20 protein-coding genes and 1 riboswitch are annotated in these 19769 nt (G+C 70.1%); of the genes, 14 read left to right on the top strand and 6 right to left on the bottom strand.

Annotated elements, in window-relative coordinates; translation table 11 throughout:
- Positions 1-50 precede the first annotated feature (50 nt).
- From L2Z93_RS17285 to mnhG, 9 genes are all read left to right on the top strand, one after another.
- Positions 51-749, top strand: coding sequence for a phosphatidylserine decarboxylase (locus L2Z93_RS17285; RefSeq protein WP_090588664.1), 699 nt, complete (start codon positions 51-53; stop codon positions 747-749).
- Positions 746-1654, top strand: a complete 909-nt coding sequence (locus tag L2Z93_RS17290; protein ID WP_090588665.1) for a CDP-alcohol phosphatidyltransferase family protein — start codon at positions 746-748, stop codon at positions 1652-1654. Before L2Z93_RS17285 ends, L2Z93_RS17290 begins: the two co-directional genes overlap by 4 nt.
- A 14-nt stretch (positions 1655-1668) precedes the next feature.
- Positions 1669-3858 carry an AAA family ATPase gene (locus tag L2Z93_RS17295; RefSeq protein WP_090588666.1) on the top strand — a complete coding sequence of 730 codons (2190 nt, stop codon included), beginning with the start codon at positions 1669-1671 and terminating at the stop codon, positions 3856-3858.
- 89 nt (positions 3859-3947) lie between these two features.
- Entirely contained in the window at positions 3948-6842 is a 2895-nt protein-coding gene (locus tag L2Z93_RS17300; protein WP_090588667.1) for a Na+/H+ antiporter subunit A, read from the top strand.
- On the top strand, positions 6839-7312 hold the full coding sequence (locus L2Z93_RS17305) for a Na(+)/H(+) antiporter subunit C (protein WP_090588668.1): 474 nt from the start codon (positions 6839-6841) through the stop codon (positions 7310-7312). The genes L2Z93_RS17300 and L2Z93_RS17305 overlap by 4 nt, the downstream gene beginning before the upstream one ends.
- Positions 7309-8916, top strand: coding sequence for a Na+/H+ antiporter subunit D (locus L2Z93_RS17310; RefSeq protein ID WP_090588669.1), 1608 nt, complete (start codon positions 7309-7311; stop codon positions 8914-8916). The genes L2Z93_RS17305 and L2Z93_RS17310 overlap by 4 nt, the downstream gene beginning before the upstream one ends.
- 11 nt (positions 8917-8927) lie before the next feature.
- Complete coding sequence (locus tag L2Z93_RS17315; protein ID WP_090588909.1) at positions 8928-9488, top strand: Na+/H+ antiporter subunit E; 561 nt, start codon at positions 8928-8930, stop codon at positions 9486-9488.
- Positions 9489-9543: 55 nt separating this feature from the next.
- Positions 9544-9834 carry a monovalent cation/H+ antiporter complex subunit F gene (locus tag L2Z93_RS17320; RefSeq protein WP_090588670.1) on the top strand — a complete coding sequence of 97 codons (291 nt, stop codon included), beginning with the start codon at positions 9544-9546 and terminating at the stop codon, positions 9832-9834.
- Positions 9831-10154, top strand: coding sequence for a monovalent cation/H(+) antiporter subunit G (gene mnhG, locus L2Z93_RS17325; RefSeq protein ID WP_090588671.1), 324 nt, complete (start codon positions 9831-9833; stop codon positions 10152-10154). The genes L2Z93_RS17320 and mnhG overlap by 4 nt, the downstream gene beginning before the upstream one ends.
- A gap of 461 nt (positions 10155-10615) precedes the next feature.
- Here the strand turns inward: mnhG and L2Z93_RS17330 are convergent, their stop codons facing one another.
- From L2Z93_RS17330 to L2Z93_RS17355, 6 genes are all read right to left on the bottom strand, one after another.
- Positions 10616-11515, bottom strand: coding sequence for a cation diffusion facilitator family transporter (locus L2Z93_RS17330; RefSeq protein ID WP_090588910.1), 900 nt, complete (start codon positions 11513-11515; stop codon positions 10616-10618).
- A 109-nt stretch (positions 11516-11624) separates the two neighbouring features.
- Complete coding sequence (locus L2Z93_RS17335; RefSeq protein ID WP_090588672.1) at positions 11625-12251, bottom strand: LON peptidase substrate-binding domain-containing protein; 627 nt, start codon at positions 12249-12251, stop codon at positions 11625-11627.
- 4 nt (positions 12252-12255) lie between these two features.
- Positions 12256-13389, bottom strand: coding sequence for a glutamate--cysteine ligase (locus L2Z93_RS17340; protein WP_090588673.1), 1134 nt, complete (start codon positions 13387-13389; stop codon positions 12256-12258).
- On the bottom strand, positions 13370-14080 hold the full coding sequence (sodC, locus tag L2Z93_RS17345) for a superoxide dismutase[Cu-Zn] (protein WP_090588674.1): 711 nt from the start codon (positions 14078-14080) through the stop codon (positions 13370-13372). Before sodC ends, L2Z93_RS17340 begins: the two co-directional genes overlap by 20 nt.
- A gap of 11 nt (positions 14081-14091) precedes the next feature.
- Complete coding sequence (locus L2Z93_RS17350) at positions 14092-14589, bottom strand: LytR C-terminal domain-containing protein (RefSeq protein WP_090588911.1); 498 nt, start codon at positions 14587-14589, stop codon at positions 14092-14094.
- A gap of 41 nt (positions 14590-14630) precedes the next feature.
- Entirely contained in the window at positions 14631-14936 is a 306-nt protein-coding gene (locus L2Z93_RS17355) for a nucleoid-associated protein NapA (protein ID WP_090588675.1), read from the bottom strand.
- Between the two features lie 128 nt (positions 14937-15064).
- Between L2Z93_RS17355 and L2Z93_RS17360 the strand changes: the two genes are divergently transcribed.
- From L2Z93_RS17360 to L2Z93_RS17380, 5 genes are all read left to right on the top strand, one after another.
- The gene (locus L2Z93_RS17360) at positions 15065-15658 is read left to right on the top strand and encodes a peptide deformylase (protein WP_090588676.1); all 594 of its coding nucleotides are present in this window, start codon (positions 15065-15067) and stop codon (positions 15656-15658) included.
- 37 nt (positions 15659-15695) lie between these two features.
- Complete coding sequence (locus L2Z93_RS17365) at positions 15696-16505, top strand: exodeoxyribonuclease III (protein ID WP_090588677.1); 810 nt, start codon at positions 15696-15698, stop codon at positions 16503-16505.
- Positions 16506-16552: 47 nt separating this feature from the next.
- Positions 16553-16662, top strand: a riboswitch (TPP riboswitch).
- Complete coding sequence (thiC, locus tag L2Z93_RS17370; RefSeq protein WP_090588678.1) at positions 16654-18282, top strand: phosphomethylpyrimidine synthase ThiC; 1629 nt, start codon at positions 16654-16656, stop codon at positions 18280-18282. (Overlaps the previous riboswitch by 9 nt.)
- A complete protein-coding gene (gene thiD / locus L2Z93_RS17375) occupies positions 18279-19109 on the top strand; it encodes a bifunctional hydroxymethylpyrimidine kinase/phosphomethylpyrimidine kinase (RefSeq protein ID WP_090588679.1) in 831 nt (276 codons plus the stop codon). The genes thiC and thiD overlap by 4 nt, the downstream gene beginning before the upstream one ends.
- Positions 19106-19762, top strand: coding sequence for an alpha/beta hydrolase family protein (locus L2Z93_RS17380; RefSeq protein ID WP_090588680.1), 657 nt, complete (start codon positions 19106-19108; stop codon positions 19760-19762). Before thiD ends, L2Z93_RS17380 begins: the two co-directional genes overlap by 4 nt.
- Positions 19763-19769 lie beyond the last annotated feature (7 nt).

A 19769-nucleotide genomic window follows, 5' to 3' on the forward strand; every position in this document is an offset into this window, starting at 1 on the left:
AGCGCCCCATTGCACGCCACCTCACCCGGGGCCTTATCTACACTGGCCCGGTGGCCAGACGCCCTCGTACGTCCGAAGCAAGTCATCTCATTGACCTGATCCGGTCCCAGATCCCTCCCATGCACCCCGCCGGAGTGCCCTTCGTCGGCGGCGCGCTGGGCGTGGCCGCCCTCGGGTATCGGCGGCGCTGGCTGTGGACGGCCGGGCTGGCCGCGGCGGCGGCCAACGCGGCGTTCTTCCGGGCCCCCAAGCGGGTGCCGCCGACCCGCCCCGGCGTGGTGGTGGCGCCGGCCGACGGCGAGATCTGCCTGATCGAGATGGCGTCCCCGCCGCCGGAGCTGGGCCTGTCCGACGAGCCACGGCTGCGCGTGTCGATCTTCCTGTCGGTGCTCGACGCGCATGTGCAACGCGCGCCGATCGGCGGCGAGATCCTCACCACCGCCCACAAGCGCGGCCAGTTCCTGTCCGCGGACCTGCCGGAGGCCAGCGACGCGAACGAACGCAACAGCATCGTGATCCGCACGCCCGACGGGACCGAGGTGATCGCCACCCAGATCGCCGGGCTGATCGCCCGCCGGATCGTCTGCGACGTCCGCCCCGGCGACACCGTCGGCATCGGCGACACCTACGGCCTGATCCGGTTCGGCTCCCGGCTCGACACCTACCTGCCGGCCGGTTCGCAACTGGCCGTCGCGATCGGCCAGCGGGCCGTCGGCGCCGAAACCGTGTTGGCCGAGCTGCCCTCATGAAACCGAACCTGAAGTCGCAGGCGTCGCTGCGGATCCTGCCGTCGGCGATGACGGTCGCCGCGATCTGCTTCGGGTTGTCGGCGGTCAAGCTGTGCGTCGACGCGATCGACCACCCCGACCCGAACAGTCGCTACACCGTGGCGATGGCGTTTTTGGCCGTCGCGGCGATCCTGGACGCGCTCGACGGGCGGGCCGCCCGGATGCTGAACGCCGCCTCGAAGATGGGCGAGGAGATCGACTCGCTGGCCGACGCGGTGAATTTCGGCGTGGCGCCCGCGTTCATCGTCTACCTGGCGATCTTCAACGGCACCCCGCTGGCGCAGGTCGGCTGGGTGGTGGTGTTGCTGTACGCGGTGTGCATCGTGCTGCGACTGGCCCGCTACAACGCGAAGCTGCACGGCGACGGACCCGCCTACGAGGACCAGTTCTTCACCGGGATGCCCGCCCCCGCGGGGGCGATCGGCGCGATCGGCCCGATCGCGGCGAAGCTGCAGTTCCCCGGCCCGTGGTGGTCCACCCCGACTGCGCAGTGGGTGATCGCCGGCTGGATGCTCGGTGTGGCGCTGCTGGTCGTCAGCACCATCCCGATGCGCAAGATCCACACCTTCGCCGTGCCCCGGCAGGCGGCGGTGCCGCTGCTGGCCGTGCTGGCGATCTTCATCGCCGCCGCGATCCAGTACGGCTACCTGGTCATTCTGCTGATCATCGGGGCCTACGTCCTGCACATCCCGTTCGCGGTGCGGCACAAGAAGTGGCTGTCCACGCACCCCGAGGTGTGGGACGACAAGCCCAAAGAACAACGCGAGGCGCGCCGCGCCATCCGCCGCGCCGAACACCCCAACCGCCGGCTGCTGCGCGGCTCCTCGGCCCGGCTCGGGCTGCGCAAGCCCGGCGGCCACCAGTGACCTGAAGGACCGGTGTGACCCACCCCAGCGCCCCGCGCCTGACGCTGACCGCCCGATTGAACACCGCCGCGCTGGATTCCCGTCGCGGTGTCATCCGGCTGCACCCCGAGGCGATCGCGGCCCTGGGCCTGCGCGAGTGGGACGCCGTCGCGTTGACCGGATCGCGCACCACCGCCGCCGTCGTCGGGCTGACCGGGCCCGGCATCCCGGTCGGCGTCGCGCTGCTCGACGACATCACGCTGTCCAACGCCGGGCTGCGTGAGGACGCCGCCGTCATCGTCGCGCCGGTGACCGTCTACGGCGCGCGTTCGGTCACCGTCACCGGATCCGCGCTGGCCAGCGGCTCGGTGCCGCCGGCCACCCTGCGCCAAGCGCTGCTCGGCAAGGTGATGACCGTCGGCGACACGGTGTCGCTGCTTCCGCGCGACCTCGGGCCCGGCACCTCCACCTCGGCGGCCAGTTCCGCGCTGGCCGCCTCGGTCGGCATCACCTGGACCTCCGAGCTGCTGACCGTGACAGCCGTCGACCCGACCGGGCCGGTCAGTGTGCAGCCGAACTCCGCGGTGAACTGGGGCAACGGCACGCACGCCGCCGACACCGGCGCGCTGACCGGGACGCCACCGTCCCGGCCGGAGGGCAAGCGGGTGTCCTTCGACGACCTCAAGGGCTGCCACATCCCCGCCGCCAAACTCACCGAATGGCTCAAACTCGCCCTGGACCAGCCCGAACTGCTGACCGCGCTGGGCGCCGCCGCCAATCTCGGGGTGCTGGTCACCGGCCCCGCCGGGGTCGGCAAGACGACCATGGTCCGGACCGTCTGCGAGGGCCGGCGCCTGATCGAACTCGACGGTCCGGAGGTCGGCGCGCAGGCCGCCGAGGCGCGGCTGGCCGCGGTCCGCGACGCCGCCCGAGCGGTCCGCGCAGGCGGCGGGGTGCTGCTGATCGCCGACGTCGACGCACTGCTGCCCGCGCCCGGGGAACGCCCGAGCGAACCGGTGTCGAACCTGATCCTGGCCGAGCTGCGGGAACTGATCGCCACCCCGGGCGCGGCGTTCGTGGCGACCTCCGCGCTGCCCGACGGGCTGGACCCGCGGCTGCGCGCCCCCGATCTGTGCGACCGCGACCTGGGCCTGAGCCTGCCGGATGCCGGGGTGCGCCGCCAGCTGCTGGAGGTGCTGCTGCGCGACGTGCCGGCCGACGACCTGGACCTGTCCGCGATCGCGGATAAGACGCCGGGCTTCGTCGCCGCCGACCTGGCCGCGCTGATCCGGGAGGCCGCGCTGCGCGCCGCGGCCCGGGCCAGCGCCGACGGCGCGCCACCGCGGCTGTCTCAGCAGGACCTCACCGGCGCCCTGACGGTGATCCGGCCGCTGTCCCGGTCGGCCACCGAGGAAGTCGCCGTCGGCGCGGTGACCCTCGACGACGTCGGCGACATGGTCGCCACCAAACAGGCGCTGACCGAGGCGGTGCTGTGGCCGCTGCAGCACCCGGACACCTTCGCCCGGCTCGGCGTCGACCCGCCGCGCGGGGTGCTGCTCTACGGCCCGCCCGGCTGCGGCAAGACGTTCGTGGTGCGGGCGCTGGCCAGCTCCGGCCGGCTGTCCGTGCACGCCGTCAAGGGCGCGGAACTGATGGACAAGTGGGTCGGCGCGTCCGAGCGGGCGGTGCGCGACCTGTTCCGCCGTGCCCGGGACTCCGCGCCGTCGTTGGTGTTCCTCGACGAGATCGACGCGCTGGCGCCGCGGCGCGGGCAGAGCACCGATTCCGGGGTCACCGACCGGGTGGTGGCGGCGCTGCTCACCGAACTGGACGGCATCGACCCGCTGCGCGACGTGGTCGTGCTCGGCGCGACCAACCGCCCCGACCTGATCGATCCGGCGCTGCTGCGGCCCGGCCGGCTGGAGAAGCTGGTGTTCGTCGAGCCGCCGGACGCCGAAGCGCGCCGCGACATCCTGCGCTCCGCCGCCAAATCGGTGCCGCTGGCCGACTCCGTCGACCTCGATCAGCTGGCCGCGGACCTGGATGGCTACAGCGCCGCCGATTGCGTGGCCCTGCTGCGCGAGGCGGCGCTCACGGCGATGCGCCGGTCCATCGACGCCGCCGACGTCACCGCCGACGACGTCGCGGTCGCGCGGCAAAACGTCCGGCCCTCGCTCGATCCGATCCAGGTGGCCGCGCTGCGGGACTTCGCGACGAGCCGCTGACTCCGACCCAGTAAGGTTGGATCAGCCCTAGCCAGAGCCTTTCCGGCTGACACCCCGATATCGGCCCAGCGCCGAGACGTAGGAGTGCCATGCTCGCCGTCCTGTTCGCCCACGCGGTCGCCGCAGCCGTGGCGCCGTTGCTGGTGAACCGGTGGGGGCGGCGGGCGTTTTATCCGCTGGCGCTGGTCCCGCTGCTGTCGCTGATCTGGGTGGGCGCCAACTGGCCGGCGGGCCACGACACGCAGACCGTCAGCATCCCGTGGGTGCCCGAGCTGTCGATGGACATCGAGCTGCGGTTCGACTCGCTGGCCGCGCTGATGAGCGTGCTGGTGCTGGCGATCGGCGCGCTGGTGCTGTTCTACTGCTCGGACTACTTCCACCACCACGACGAGCACATTGAGAAGCGGCTGCCCAGCTTCGCCGCCGAGCTGGTGGCCTTCTCCGGCACCATGTTCGGCCTGGTCTGCAGCGACAATCTGCTGCTGCTCTACGTGTTCTGGGAACTGACGTCGGTGCTGTCCTTCCTGCTGGTCGGGCACTACGCCGAACGCGCCACCAGCCGTCGCGCCGCCACCCAGGCGCTGCTGGTCACCACCTTCGGCGGGCTGGCGATGCTGGTCGGCATCATCGTGATCGGTGAGCTCGGCGGCAGCTACCTGCTCTCCGATCTGGTCGTCAACCCGCCGACCGGAACCGCGATCAACGCCGCGCTGGTGCTGGTGCTGATCGGCGCGCTGAGCAAATCGGCGATCGTGCCGTGGCACTTCTGGCTGCCCGGCGCGATGGCCGCCCCCACCCCGGTCAGCGCTTATCTGCACGCCGCCGCGATGGTCAAGGCCGGTGTGTACCTGATCGCCCGGATGGCGCCCGGCTTCGCCGACGCCGCGCCGTGGCGGCCGATGATCGTCAGCCTCGGCGTGCTGACCGTGCTGCTGGCGGGCTGGCGCGCGCTGCGGGAATTCGACCTGAAGCTGATCCTCGCGTTCGGCACCGTCAGCCAGCTCGGCCTGATCGCGGTGCTGGTCGGCATCGGCGGCGGGGACCTGATGCTGGCCGGGCTGGCCATGCTGTGCGCGCACGCCATGTTCAAGGCGACGCTGTTCATGGTGGTCGGGGTGATCGATCACTCCACCGGCACCCGCGACATCCGCAAACTCGCCTGGCTGGGCGCGCGCGCCCCGGCGCTGTTCGCGATCGCCGCGGCCGGCACCGCCAGCATGGCCGCGTTCCCGCCGTTCCTCGGCTTCATCGCCAAGGAAGCGGCGTTCGAGACGCTGCTGCACGACCATTCGCTTGGGGCCTGGGGCCCCTGGGTGCTGGGCCTGCTGGTGATCGGTTCGATGTTCACCACCGCCTACAGCCTGCGCTTCCTGTGGGGCGCGTTCGCCCGCAAGCGGCTGCGCGAGCCGTCGGCGCGCGTCGCCGAGCTGTACCGCCCGACTCCGGCGTTCCTGGCCGCCCCGGCGGTGCTGGCCGCCGCCGGGCTGGTGTTCGGCCTCGCGCCGCAGCTGTTGGAGCGCCTGATCGGCGACTTCCCGGCCAGCCTGCCCGGCCGCACCGACTACCACCTCGCGCTGTGGCACGGCTTCGGCCTGCCGCTGGCGCTGTCGGCGCTGGTGCTGACGGTCGGCACGCTGGCGTTCGCGGCCCGGGCCCGGCTGCACGATTTCCACCTCGGCCCCCCGCCGCTGGGCAACGCCGACAAGATTTACGACGCCACCCTGCGCGGGATCGAACGTGTCGCGCTGCGGCTCACCGGCACTACCCAGCGTGGTTCGCTGCCGATCACCCAGTCGGTGATTCTGCTGACCCTGGTGCTGCTGCCCGGCACGGTGCTGTTCCTGGGCGGCAGGGACCGGCCCGAGCTGGCGCTGTGGGACGTGCGGCTGCAGCTGGTGGTCGGCGTGTTGATGATCGCCGGCGCGCTGGGCGCGGTGGTGATGCGCAACCGGCTGGCCGCGGTGCTGCTGGTCGGCCTGACCGGTTATGGCTGCGGCGTCATCTTCGTGCTGCAGGGCGCCCCCGACCTGGCGCTGACCCAGTTCCTGGTGGAGACGCTGACGCTGGTGTTCTTCGTGCTGGTGCTGCGGGCGCTGCCGGCCGAAACCGACGTCCGCAGCCAACGATTCCGGCTGCCGCGCGCCGTGCTGGCCGCCGGGGTCGGGGTGACTGTCGCCGGTCTCGCCGCGTTCGCGCTGGCCGCCCGGACCGGGCACAGCATCGCCGAACTGCTGCCCGACGCCGCCTACCTGCGCGGCCACGGCTCCAACACGGTCAACGTCATCCTGGTCGACATCCGGGCCTGGGACACCCTCGGGGAGATCTCGGTGCTGCTGGTGGCCGCCACCGGGGTGGCCTCGCTGGTGTTCCGGCACCACCGCTTCGGCCTGCCGCCGCGGGTTCCCGACCCGGAGGTGGACACCGACCGGGTCCGGGTGGTCCAGGTCCCGGTGCCCTACAGCCCCGCCGTCGGCGACATCACCTGGCTGCGCGGCAGCGAGTACCGCGATCCGCGGTACCGCTCGCTGGTGCTGGAGGTCGCGACCCGGTTCATCTTCCCGCTGATCATGGTGCTGAGCGTGTACTTCTTCTTCACCGGCCACAACACCCCCGGCGGCGGGTTCGCCGGCGGTCTGACCGCGGGTCTGGCTCTGGTGCTGCGTTACCTGGCCGGCGGCCGCTACGAGCTCGGCGAGACCCTGCCGCTGGACGCCGGGAAGATCCTCGGCGTCGGGTTGAGTCTGGCCGCGGGCACCGCGGTCGCCTCGGTGCTGGTCGGCGCGCCGGCGCTGTCGTCGGCGCTGATCGAGATCGACCTGCCGGTGCTGGGCCACCTGAAGATGGTGACCGCGTTGTTCTTCGACCTCGGCGTGTACCTGATCGTCGTCGGCCTGGTGCTCGACGTGCTGCGCAGCCTCGGCGCGCGCATTGACGTGGAGATCGGCGAATCCGGAACCCGGCGGCACTCGGCGGTGACCGGATGACCGTCTACATCGTGTCGCTGGTGCTGATCGCCGTACTCGTCTCGTGCGGGGTGTACCTGCTGCTGGAACGCAACCTGACCCGCATCCTGCTGGGCTTGCTGCTACTCGGCAACGGGTTCAACCTGCTGATCCTGACCGCGGGCGGCAAAGCCGGCAGCCCGCCGATCTACGGCCGTGGCAGCGCCGGCGAGGACACCGTCGCCGACCCGCTGGCCCAGGCGATGATCCTCACCGCGATCGTCATCACCATGGGCGTGGCGGCGTTCGTGCTGGCCCTGACCTACCGCGCCTACCGACTGACCACCGCCGACGCCGTCGAGGACGACACCGAGGACACCAGGGTCGCCCGGTCCGCCGAGGAGGGCCAGATCCGCGAGTCCGACGACGAGGGCCTGGAGCCGGTCACCCACCCCGACACCGACGAGCCCGACGAGCTCGACGCGCTGCCCGGACGGGAGGGATCCCGATGACCGGCCCGCAGTTGGCGCAGCTGCTGATCCCGCTGCCGGTGCTGATCCCACTGCTCGGGGCGGCGCTGACCCTGATCGGCAGCCGCCGGCCGCGCTACCAGCGGCTGATCACCCTGGTCGCGCTGACCGCGGTGACCGCGGTCTGCGGAGTGCTGCTGTACCTGACCGACCAGCACGGGACGCTGGTGCTGCAAGTCGGCGGCTGGGGCCAGTCCGAGACCGGCTACGGCCCGCTGGGCATCAGCCTGGTGGTCGACCGGCTGGCGGCCCTGATGCTGGTGGTCTCCACCATCGTGCTGTTGCTGGTGGTGGTCTACGCCATCGGCCAGGGTCTGCGCGACGGCGACGACAAGCAACCCGTGTCGATCTTCCTGCCCACCTACCTGGTGCTGTCGGCGGGTGTCTGCAATGCGTTCCTGGCCGGCGACCTGTTCAACCTGTTCGTCGGGTTCGAGGTGCTGCTGACCGCGAGTTTCGTGCTGCTGACCATCGGCGGCAGCGCGGACCGGGTGCGGGCCGGCATCTCCTACGTGATGGTGTCGATGGTGTCGTCGCTGATCTTCCTGTTCGGCATCGCGCTGGTGTACGCGGCGACCGGCACGCTGAACATGGCCGAACTGGCGGTTCGCCTGGGCGGCGTCGCCGACGGCACCCGGATGGCGCTGTTCGCGGTGCTGCTGGTGGCGTTCGGCATCAAGGCGGCGGTGTTCCCGCTGTCGGCCTGGCTGCCGGACTCCTACCCCACCGCCCCGGCGCCGGTCACTGCGGTGTTCGCCGGCCTGCTGACCAAGGTCGGCGTGTACGCCATCATCCGCGCGCACTCGCTGCTGTTCCCGAACGGTTCGATGGACAAAGTGCTGCTGGTGGCGGCGCTGCTGACCATGATCATCGGGATCCTGGGCGCGGTGGTGCAGACCGACATCAAGCGTCTACTGTCGTTCACCCTGATCAGCCACATCGGCTACATGGTGTTCGGCATCGCGCTGTCCTCCCGGCTGGGGATGGCCGGCGCGATCTACTACGTCGCGCACCACATCATCGTGCAGACCACGTTGTTCCTGGTGGTGGGCCTGATCGAACGCCAGGCCGGGGCGTCGACGCTGCGCCGCCTCGGTGGGTTGGCCGCGGCCAGCCCGCTGCTGGCGTTCGTGTTCGTGGTGCCCGCCCTGAACCTCGGCGGCATCCCGCCGTTCTCCGGTTTCATCGGCAAGGTCGCGCTGCTGGAAGCCGGCACCCAGGACGGCTCGGTGCTGGCCTGGGCGCTGGTGGCCGGCAGCGTCATCACCAGCCTGCTGACGCTGTGGGTGGTGACGCGGGTCTGGACCAAGGCGTTCTGGCGGGCCCGGGTGGACGCGCCAGACGGCGAGATGGCCATGGCCACCCCGTCGGCGCTGCTGTTCAACTCCGACGACGTGGAGTTCGCCGACCGCGACGACGTCGGCCGGATGCCGGCGGGCATGGTGGTGCCGACCATGGCGCTGATCGCCGTCGGCCTGGCGCTGACGGTGTTCGCCGGGCCGATCTTCGGCTACGCCGAACGCGCCGCGGACGAGATCATGGACCGCGGCGAATACATCAGCGCCGTGCTGGGAGGCCCACCGTGATCCGGGAGGATATGCGCCGCCGCGGACTGCGGGTCGGGATGATCGCCTGGCTGGTCGCGGTCTGGGTGCTGCTGTGGGGTTCGGTGTCCTGGGCCAACCTGCTCAGTGGCCTGGTGGTGGCGCTGCTGATCAGCTACCTGCTGCCGTTGCCGCCGGTGCCGGTGGAAAGCCGGGTGCGCCCGCTCGGAGTGCTGGCGCTGATCGGCTACGTGACCTGGAGCCTGATCTGGTCGTCAACGCAGATGGCCTGGCTGGCGGTGAAGCCCGGCAAGGCGCCGTTGAACGCGGTGCTGCGGGCGCACTTGAACATCAAGTCCGATCTGATGCTGGCGCTGGCGGTCAACATCGTGAACCTGACTCCGGGCACCATCGTGCTGGAGATCGACCAGGTTCGGCGCATCGTCTACGTGCATGTGATCAATGTCGGCACGCAGCGCGCCGTCGGGCATTTCTACCGGCAGATCGCCGCGGTGGAGCGACGGGTGAACGGAGCCTTCCCGCCGCTGAACCCGTCGCCGTCCTCGTCCTCGTCGCCGCCGTCGTCGTCGTCGTCGGAAGTGGAGGCTCAGTGAGCACCGCGAGCCGACGATGCGCGGCGGGGCACCAGCCCCGAGGAGGAGCGAGCGCATGAGCACCGTTTTCGCCATCGCCGCGGTGATGATGACGCTTGCCGCGGTGTTGACCATGTACCGGCTGCTTGCCGGGCCGAGCACCCTGGACCGCCTGGTCGCCCTAGACACCCTGATCGCGGTGACCATGGGGTCGATCGGGGTGTGGGCGGCGTACAGCCACGACACCACCGTCACCTACAGCCTCGCCGCGCTGGCCCTGATCAGCTTCGTCGGCTCGGTCAGCATCGCCCGCTTCCGAGTGCCCGACACCGTCGACCCGCTGGACCGCGACGGAGGACGCCCATGAGCGTCACCGACATCATCAGCTCGGTGCTGATCCTGAGCGGATCGGCGCTGGGGCTGACCGCGGCGATCGGCATCGTGCGCTTCCGCGACACCCTGTCGAGGATGCACTCGGCGACCAAACCCCAGACCCTGGGCCTGTTGCTGGTGCTGGCCGGCGCGGCGATTCAGCTGCTGGGCAATTCCGATGTCGGCATGCTGATCCTGACCGGGATGTTCACCCTGATCACCGCGCCGGTGGTCGCGCAGCGCGTCGGCCAGCTCGCCTACCGGGAGCAGAACCTCAAGGACCGACTCACCCTGGACGAGATGGACGACCGGTAGGTCGCGGGGGCTTCGGGCTGGCGGGCTTTCGGCTGCGCGGCTGTGGGCTGGCGGGGTGGCTGCGCGCATCGAGTGAGAAATCAGGTACTTCAGTGAGAAGTGGCGGCGGGGCCGGTCATCGAGTGAGGAACCAGGTACGTCAGTGAGACCTCAGGGATGCAAGTGAGACACCAGGGCGGCGATCTTCATCGAGTGAGAATCTAGGGACACGTTGTTCGAGTAACCCCCACCCGCATGTCTCACTCAATGAAGAACCCCGCCCTCACGTCTCACCGAGCTACCTCAGTTCTCAAACGCCTACCTGGCGCCTCACTCGATGACCGGCCGCGCCACCAGTTCTCACGAACCGCCATCACGCCTCACTCGATTCGCAGGCCGCGGCGAACTTCACCCGCGCGTTCGGCGCCACACTGACGTCCGCAAACTTCAAACGGACCCCCCGCGCCCCCGAAGGCAAACGCTCAGCGGCGCCACGGCTCGTAGGCCCGAGGGTCCTCGACGGGCTCGATGTGAATGGTCGGCACCAGCCCGTCGACGGCGCCGCGCAGCCGGGATTCGACCTCCTCGGCGAGGTCGTGACTGCGTTGCACGAGCCAGGCACCCGGCACCAACATGTGCAACTGCGCGAAGCTGTGCCGGCCGGACACCCGGGTGCGGACATCGTGGAACTCGACCTCGTCGCTGCGGAACTCGTTGAGCACCGCCTCGATGGCGGCCAGATCCTCGTCGGGCACGGCGGTGTCCATGAGCCCGGCGGTGGAGTGGCGGACCAGCGAGAATCCGATCACCAGGATGTTGACGGCGACGGCGATCGCCACCACGGCGTCCAGCCACAGCCAGCCGGTGACCGCGACGAGCCCGACGCCGATGATCACCCCGGCGGTGGTCCACACATCGGTCATCAGGTGCTTGCCGTCGGCCTCCAGCGCCATCGACCGGTGCCGGCGCCCGGTCCGGATGAGCAGCACCGCGACGCCCCCGTTGACGGCGCTGGCCAGCACGGAGATCAGCAGGCCGACGCCCACCTGCTCGAGTTCGCGCGGGTGGGCCAGTCGGTCGACGGCGCTGACGATGATGACCGTCGCAACGACGGCGATCATCAGGCCTTCGATGGTGGCCGCGAAGTACTCGCTCTTGAAGTAGCCGAAGTTGCGGCGGGCATCCGGCGGGCGGGCGGCGATCTTCAGCGCGATGAAGGCGATGACGGCGGCGACCAGGTTCACCACCGACTCCGCGGCGTCCGACAGCAGGCCGACGGATCCGGTGAGCTGCCAGGCGGCGGTCTTCAGAGCGATCGTCACGACTGCGGCAGCGATGCTGATCAGCGCCCAGCGGCTCAGATCGCGGCCCGGGGATTCCATCGCTTCATCGTCGCGCACCGCGGGAGGTGGCGCCGACTCAGGTTGTCCTCACCGGTCGGGTGCGGAATCGCTGGCCGGATCCGGCCATCGCAGGCTCGGTAGGCTCGGCCTACTCCTCCGAAAGCTGGAATCTCACCAGGTCGGACACCGTCTCGACGGCCTCGCGCAGCACCGCCAGTCGCTCGACCGGTCCCGGCGCGGCGAGCACCGCATAGCGGTCGGCCGGGCCGATCGGCACCCGGGCGGCCAGATCGAAGAGCCGCTGCCCGTCGTCGCCGGCGCCGGTCCCGAGCACCTCGGCGCGGCGGCGCAGCCGGAATCCCCGTACCCCGGCGATGGTCTGCAGCAGGGCCCAGATGTCGTCTTCGAGGCGCGCGAGGTCAGCGGCCGACACCGACGCGGGCGGATCCGGCCAGGCTTGGGTGTCCGCCACCGGATAGGGATTGTCCGGCAGCCAGCGCAGCACCCGAATGCGCTGGGTCAGCGCGCAATTCAGCGAATAGCGGCCATCGCCGTGCGCGACGTGCGAGGTGATCCGGGCCAGCACCCCGACGTCGTTGCGCCGGTCACCGCCGCCGACCTCGGCGCCCGCGGCGATCAGCACCACCCCGAAGCGGCCATCACCGGCCAGGCAGTGCGAGACCAACTCCGAGTACCGCGGCTCGAAGATCCGCAGCGGCAGTGTCTCGCCCGGCAGCAACGCCGACTGCAGCGGAAACATCGGCGTCGGCGGCATGGCGCTACAGGTCCAGCTCGCCGATCAGCGCGTCGACGACGGCCCGAAGGTCGCCCTCGTGTTCCTCGGAGACCCGTCGCTGCCGCTGGTAGGAGCCTCCGGTGCGCGGGATATCCGCGACGGAGCGCAACTCGTCGGCGCAGTCCAGCGAGCGCGCGATCGGCTCCAGCCGGGTCAGCAGGTCGTCGAGGTCCTCGGTGACCAGGCGCTCATTGCTGTCGGCGTCCAGGATGATGACGGCGTCCAGGCCGTAGCGGGCCGCGCGCCACTTGTTCTCCTGCACATGCCACGGCGGCATCGTCGGGAGTTCCTCGCCGGCGTCCAGGCGCCGGTCGAGGTCGACGATCAGGCAGTGCGTCAGCGCCACCAGCGCGGAGAGCTCGCGCAGATTGGACACCCCGTCGAAGATCCGGACCTCGATGGTGCCCAGGTGCGGCGACGGCCTGATGTCCCAACGGATCTCGTTGATGTGGTCGATGATGCCGGTCTTCTTCTGGTCGCCGACGAAGCCCTCGAACTCGCTCCAGGTCTGGAACTGGAACGGCAGGCCCGCGGTCGGCAACTGCTGGAACATCATCGCGCGGTTGCTCGCATAGCCGGTGTCCTCGTGCTCCCACCACGGCGACGACGCGGACAGCGCCAGCAGGTGGGGGTACTGGTTGAGCAGGGAGGAGATGATCGGCATCACCTTGTGCGCCGAGGACACCCCGACGTGCACGTGCACGCCCCAGATCAGCATCTGCCGGCCCCACCACTGGGTGCGGTTGATCAGCTCGGCGTACCGCGGGCCCTCGGTCAGTTCCTGGGCCTCCCACTGCGCGAACGGGTGGGTGCCCGCGCAGAACAGCTCCATGCCATTGTTGCGCACCACGTTCCGCACCACCTGGAGGGTGGAGCGCAGGTCCGCCATCGCGGCCGGCACGGTGTCACAGACCCCGGTGACGACCTCGATGGTGTTGCGCAGCAACTCCTTGTGCACATGCGGGTTCTCGCCGATCTCGGCGATCACCGAGGCGGCCTGATTGGACAGGTCGCGCGTCTGGGCGTCGACGAGGGCGAACTCCCACTCCACGCCCAGCGTGGGCCGCGGGGACCCCTCGAAGGGGATGCGTTCGACGTTAGCCGGCGCTGATGACACCGCAGGCCACCCGGGATCCGGCGTCACCGGTGGCCATGGTGTTCGCATCCGGGCCCGCGACGCCGTCGGCGGAGTAGCGGTCCGGGATGTTCGCGAAGTTGTCGGCGCCCTCGTGGATCATGATGGCGGTTCCGGAGCCGGCCTTCAGATCGTCCTCGGTGAACGCGTCGGTGGTGGTGACCAGCAGCGCGGAACCGTCTTCGCGGACCTGCAGGGAGCTCAGGTCGCCGCTCATCGGGTGTCCGGAATGCCCGGGGGCCTGGAAATGGCCGCCGGCGGACAGGAACGCGCCCGGGGCGCCACCGGCCGGGGCGGTGGAGCTCGGCTCGCACTTGCCGACCGCGTGGATGTGCAGGCCGTGGAAGCCGGGGGTCAGCGCCGCGGTCCCGGTGGTCTCGACGGTCACCTTGACGAAGCCGGACTCGAAATCGAAGGTCGCGGTGGCCACCTCGGCGCCGCCGACGTTGCGCAGCGGCACGACCAGCGCCTCGGAGCCGCTGGACTCTTCGCCGTGGCTTTCGGCGCCGCTGCCCGGCGCGGGCGAGCCGGTCCACACCGACGGGGTGGTGCCCGGCGCGTCGGCGGGCACCTCTCCGGGAGGCGCACACGCGCTCAGCAGCGCGACAGGTGCGGCGAACAGGACTGCGACGGCTGACTTACCCCAGGGCTCTGGGAACGCGGGCTTGACCATGGCTCTAGAGCCTAGCCGGTGACGACGACGATCACGCCGGGTGGCTGCCAGGAAATTTCGGGCGAGCGCGGGTGCACCGGGGCCTGCAGCAGAGTGCCGATCTCCTCGGCGGCTTCCTTCTCGCCCTCGGCCTCACCGTAGTAGACCGTGTTCTCGACCACACCGGGCAATTCCGGCGGTCCTTCGGGGCCGACGAGCTCGCCCAGGTTGCCGGTTTCGCTGACCACCCATTCGGCGCCGGTCAGCTGCTCGGCGACGCGGGCGGCGGCGCCTTCGACCTCCGAGATGTTGTAGACCCGGACCTCAGGCTTCGGCGCGGGGGCCTCCGAGGTGGTGGTCTCCGCGTTCGCCGACGTGCTCTGTGACGTGGTCGCCGACGTGCTGGTCGACGGCCCGCTGGAGGACATCGCCTGGAAGGCCACCAGCAGGAAAACCCCGCCAAGGAAGATCAACACCATCACCATGGCCCGCAGCGGGAGCCCCGAGGAATCTGGTACGCGCTCGTTCATCGCGTCCACCATATCGGTGGGTTAGGCGAAACTGGGAATCGTCAGCTCAGTTCGAAGCCGAGCCGACGCGCGGCCTTGGCTTTCTGGCGGGTCGCCCGGACCCGTCGCAGCCGCTTGACCAGCATCGGATCGGCGGCCAGCGCCTCCGGTCGGTCGACCAGCGCGTTGAGCACCTGGTAGTAGCGGGTGGCCGACATGGAGAACAGCTCCTTGATGGCCTCTTCCTTCGCGCCGGCGTACTTCCACCATTGCCGCTCGAAAGCCAGGATGTCGTGTTCGCGTCGCGTCAGGCCGTCGGCGGGTTCGCTCGAATCAAGCTCGACCGGAGCTGCGGCGTTGTCCCTCATCCCGGCTGGTCCTCCTCCGCTGCCCACCGAATGACAAACTTGTAGTTCGGCCGTTATTCAATCACGCCCCGCGGCGCCGACCGGCCACATGTCGGCGCGCGTCGGTCGCGATTTAAGCTTGGGAGATCATGGCAGTCAGACCAATCGTCATCGTCGGCGACCCCGTGTTGCACAACCCCACCCAGCCCGTGCCCGTCGGCGCCGACGGCAGCCTCCCGGCTGACCTCCCGGCGCTGATCGAGGACATGTACGAAACGATGGACGCGGCCAACGGAGTCGGCCTGGCCGCCAACCAGATCGGCGTGCCGCTGCGGCTGTTCGTCTACGACTGCGCCGATGACCGCGGGCAGACCAAACGTCGCCGCGGCGTCGTCATCAACCCGGTGCTGGAAACCTCGGAGATCCCCGAGACCATGCCTGACCCCGACAACGACGACGAGGGCTGCCTGTCAGTGCCCGGCGAGTCCTTCCCGACCGGCCGGGCGACCTGGGCGAAGGTCACCGGCCTGGACGCCGACGGCTCCCCCATCGAACTGGAGGGCAACGGTCTGTTCGCCCGGATGCTGCAGCACGAAACCGGGCACCTGGACGGCTTCCTCTACATCGACACCTTGATCGGCCGGCACGCCCGCGCGTCGAAGAAGACCGTCAAACGCAACGGCTGGGGCGTGCCCGGGCTGGCCTGGATGCCCGGCGAGGTCGCCGACCCGTTCGGCCACTGATTTCGTTCGGCTTCATTTGGCACCGAGAGGACCACGCATGCGCCTGGCGACCTGGAACGTCAACTCCATCCGCACCCGGGTGGAACGAGTGACCGACTGGCTGGCCCGCGGCGACGTCGACGTGCTGGCCATGCAGGAGACCAAGTGCACCGACGCGCAGTTCCCCGCGCTGGCGTTCGAGGCGCTCGGCTACGAGATCGCGCACGTCGGGCTCAGCCAGTGGAACGGGGTGGCGATCGCCTCCCGGATCGGGCTCGACGATGTGCAGATCGGCTTCGACGGTCAGCCCGAATTCGGCAAGGACGGGATCGACCCGACGGTGGAGGCCCGCGCGATCGGCGCGACCTGCGGCGGGGTGCGGGTGTGGAGCCTGTACGTGCCCAACGGTCGTTCGCTGACCGACCCGCACCTGGCCTACAAGCTGGAATGGCTTGCCGCGCTGCGGGACACCGCCTCCGGCTGGCTGGCCGCGGATCCGTCGGCGCCGATCGCGCTGGTGGGTGACTGGAACATCGCCCCGGAGGATGACGACGTCTGGGATATGGCCGCCTTCGACGGTAAGACGCACGTGTCCGCGCCGGAGCGGGCCGCGTTCACCGCGATGGCCGACGCCGGGTTCACCGACGTGGTGCGGCCCTACACCCCGGGTCCGGGGGTGTACACCTACTGGGACTACACCCAGTTGGCGTTCCAGAAGCGCCGCGGCATGCGGATCGACTTCATCCTCGGCTCGCCGGGACTGGCGTCGCGGGTGTCGGCCGCCGAGATCGTGAAGGACGAGCGTCGGCCCAAGAAGGGCGCCACCGCTCCGAGCGATCACGCCCCGGTTCTGGTCGAACTGAGCTGACTGCCGCCGCCCACCCGCACCGCCCGGCGGTGACTTGGGTTACATTGGCGGGGTACCACGGGAGCGCTATCCGAAAGCGCTGAGAGGACGGCTGGGGCCGTCGACCGTATGAACCTGTCCGGGTAATGCCGGCGTAGGGAGGATTGCGATGAGTGTTTCTGTTGACCCGTCAATCACCACCGGGCCCATCGAGGGCAGCGAAAAGGCGTACCAAACCCTGCCCGACGGCGCCCGGGTCCCGTTCCGCCGGGTGAACCTGACCAACGGCGAACACCTGGACCTTTACGACACTTCGGGTCCGTACACCGACAGTCACGCCGCCATCGACCTGGAACGCGGGCTGCCGCCTCGACCGGGCATCGTGGCCGATCGCGGCACCCAGCTGCAGCGGGCCCGCGCCGGGGAGATCACCGCCGAGATGGCGTTCATCGCCGTCCGGGAAGGTGTCGACCCGGAGTTGGTCCGCGCCGAGGTGGCCCGCGGCCGCGCCGTCATCCCGGCCAACCACAACCACCCCGAGAGCGAACCGATGATCATCGGCAAGGCGTTCGGGGTGAAGGTGAACGCCAATATCGGCAACTCCGCGGTGACCTCGTCGATCGGCGAGGAGGTCGACAAGATGGTGTGGGCGACCCGCTGGGGCGCGGACACCATCATGGATCTGTCCACCGGCAAGAACATTCACGAAACCCGCGAATGGATCCTGCGCAATTCTCCGGTCCCGGTCGGGACCGTGCCGATCTATCAGGCGCTGGAGAAGACCAACGGCGATCCCACCAAACTGACCTGGGAGCTGTACCGCGACACCGTGATTGAGCAGTGTGAGCAGGGCGTGGACTACATGACCGTGCACGCCGGCGTGCTGCTGCGCTACGTCCCGCTGACGGCCAACCGGGTGACCGGCATCGTCAGCAGGGGCGGCTCGATCATGGCCGCCTGGTGCCTGGCCCACCACCGGGAATCGTTCCTGTACACCAATTTTGACGAGCTCTGCGAGATTCTCGCCCGCTACGATGTCACCTTCTCCCTCGGCGACGGCCTGCGCCCGGGCTGCGTCGCCGACGCTAACGACGCCGCTCAGTTCGCCGAACTCCGCACCCTGGGTGAGCTCACCAAGATCGCGAAATCCCATGGCGCACAGGTGATGATCGAAGGCCCCGGTCACGTGCCGATGCACAAGATCGTGGAGAACGTGCGACTGGAGGAGGAGCTCTGCGAGGAGGCCCCGTTCTACACCCTGGGCCCGCTGGCCACCGACATCGCGCCGGCCTATGACCACATCACCTCGGCGATCGGCGCCGCGATCATCGCCCAGGCCGGCACCGCGATGCTCTGCTACGTCACGCCCAAGGAGCACCTGGGGCTGCCGGACCGCAAGGACGTCAAAGACGGGGTGATCGCCTACAAGATCGCCGCGCACGCCGCCGACCTCGCCAAGGGCCACCCGCGGGCGCAGCTGCGCGATGACGCGCTGAGCCGGGCGCGCTTCGAATTCCGTTGGCACGACCAGTTCGCGCTGTCCCTGGATCCCGACACCGCGCGTGCCTACCACGACGAGACGCTGCCGGCCGAGCCCGCCAAATCCGCGCACTTCTGCTCGATGTGCGGCCCAAAGTTCTGCTCGATGCGGATCACCCAGGACATCCGGGACGCCTACGGCGACGGCAGCGCCGCCGTCGCGCAGGCCGGGATGGACGCGAAATCGGCAGAGTTCGCCCAACACGGCAATCAGGTCTACCTCCCGATCGAGCCCACTCTGCGAGGATCGCGGGTGTGAACCTGCTTCCGCTATCCCCGCCCGGAGAGCCCCCCGTCCGGGTGATGACCATCGCCGGCTCCGATTCCGGCGGCGGCGCCGGCATCCAGGCCGATCTGCGCACCTTCGCCATGCTCGGACTGCACGGCTGCGTGGCCGTCGTCGCGGTCACCGTGCAGAACTCGGTGGGGGTCAGGGCATTCCATGAGATCCCGACCGACATCATCGCGGGCCAGATCGCGGCGGTGACCTCCGATATCGGCATTTCGGCGGCCAAGACCGGAATGCTGGCGTCGGCGGAGATCATCGAGACCGTGGCCCACACCTGGACGTCTGAGAAGCTGACGGTCCCGCTGGTGGTGGACCCGGTGTGCGCCTCCATGCACGGCGACCCGCTGCTGCACCACAGCGCCCTGGATTCGCTGCGCAACGTGCTGTTCCCGTTGGCCACCGTGATCACGCCGAACCTCGACGAGGTGCGGTTGCTGGTGGGCATCGACGTCGTCGACGACGCCAGCCAGCGCGACGCCGCCCGGGCCCTGCACGACCTGGGCCCGCAGTGGGTGCTGGTCAAAGGTGGGCATCTGCGCTCGTCGGCGGGCAGCCCGGACCTGCTCTACGACGGGACCGGGTTCTTCGAGTTCAACACCCAGCGGATCGACACCGGCCACGATCACGGGGCCGGCGACACCCTGGCGGCGGCCACCACCTGCGCGCTGGCGCACGGCTACTCGGTGCCCGAGGCGGTCGCGTTCGCCAAGGATTGGGTCACCGAATGTCTGCGCGCCGCGTACCCGCTGGGCCACGGGCACGGCCCGGTCAACGCGCTGTTCCGCCTGCGATCATGACCGGCCCGGACGCCATCGACGGCGTCGCGCACTCACCCGACGGCAGCCCGGCGGGGGTCGTCGTGCTCACGCACGGCGCAGGCGGCAACCGGGACACCCCGACGCTGGTCCGGGTCTGCGACGAATGGGCGGCGCGCGGGTGGCTGGCGGTCCGGTACAACCTGCCCTACCGACGCCGACGGCCGAAGGGACCGCCGTCGGGGTCGGCCGCGGCCGACCAGGCCGGCGTCGCCGAGGCGGTCGGGTGGGCGCGCGGCCTGGCCCTCGGGCCGGTGATCGCGGGCGGCCATTCCTATGGCGGCCGGATGACGTCGATGGCGGTCGCCGGCGGCCTCGAGGTCGCCGTGCTGACGCTGTTCTCCTATCCGCTGCACCCGCCGGGCAAGCCGGAGCGACTGCGCACCGAGCATCTGCCGGACATCACCGCGCCGACGGTGTTCACCCAGGGCGCGCGGGATCCCTTCGGCAGCATCGAGGAACTCGCCACCGCGGCGACGCTGATCAGGGCGGAGACCGAGATCGTGGAGATCGCCAACGCCGGGCATGACCTCATTCCCCGCCGGCCTCGCTCCGGCCCGGCGCCGGGCACGCTGCCCGACGTTCCGGCCCTCGCCGTGGACGCCGCGCTGCGACTGCTGACACCTGTCGAATAGGCGGTAC

The sequence above is a fragment of the Mycolicibacterium brumae genome (assembly GCF_025215495.1).
GTDB classification, from domain to species: domain Bacteria; phylum Actinomycetota; class Actinomycetes; order Mycobacteriales; family Mycobacteriaceae; genus Mycobacterium; species Mycobacterium brumae.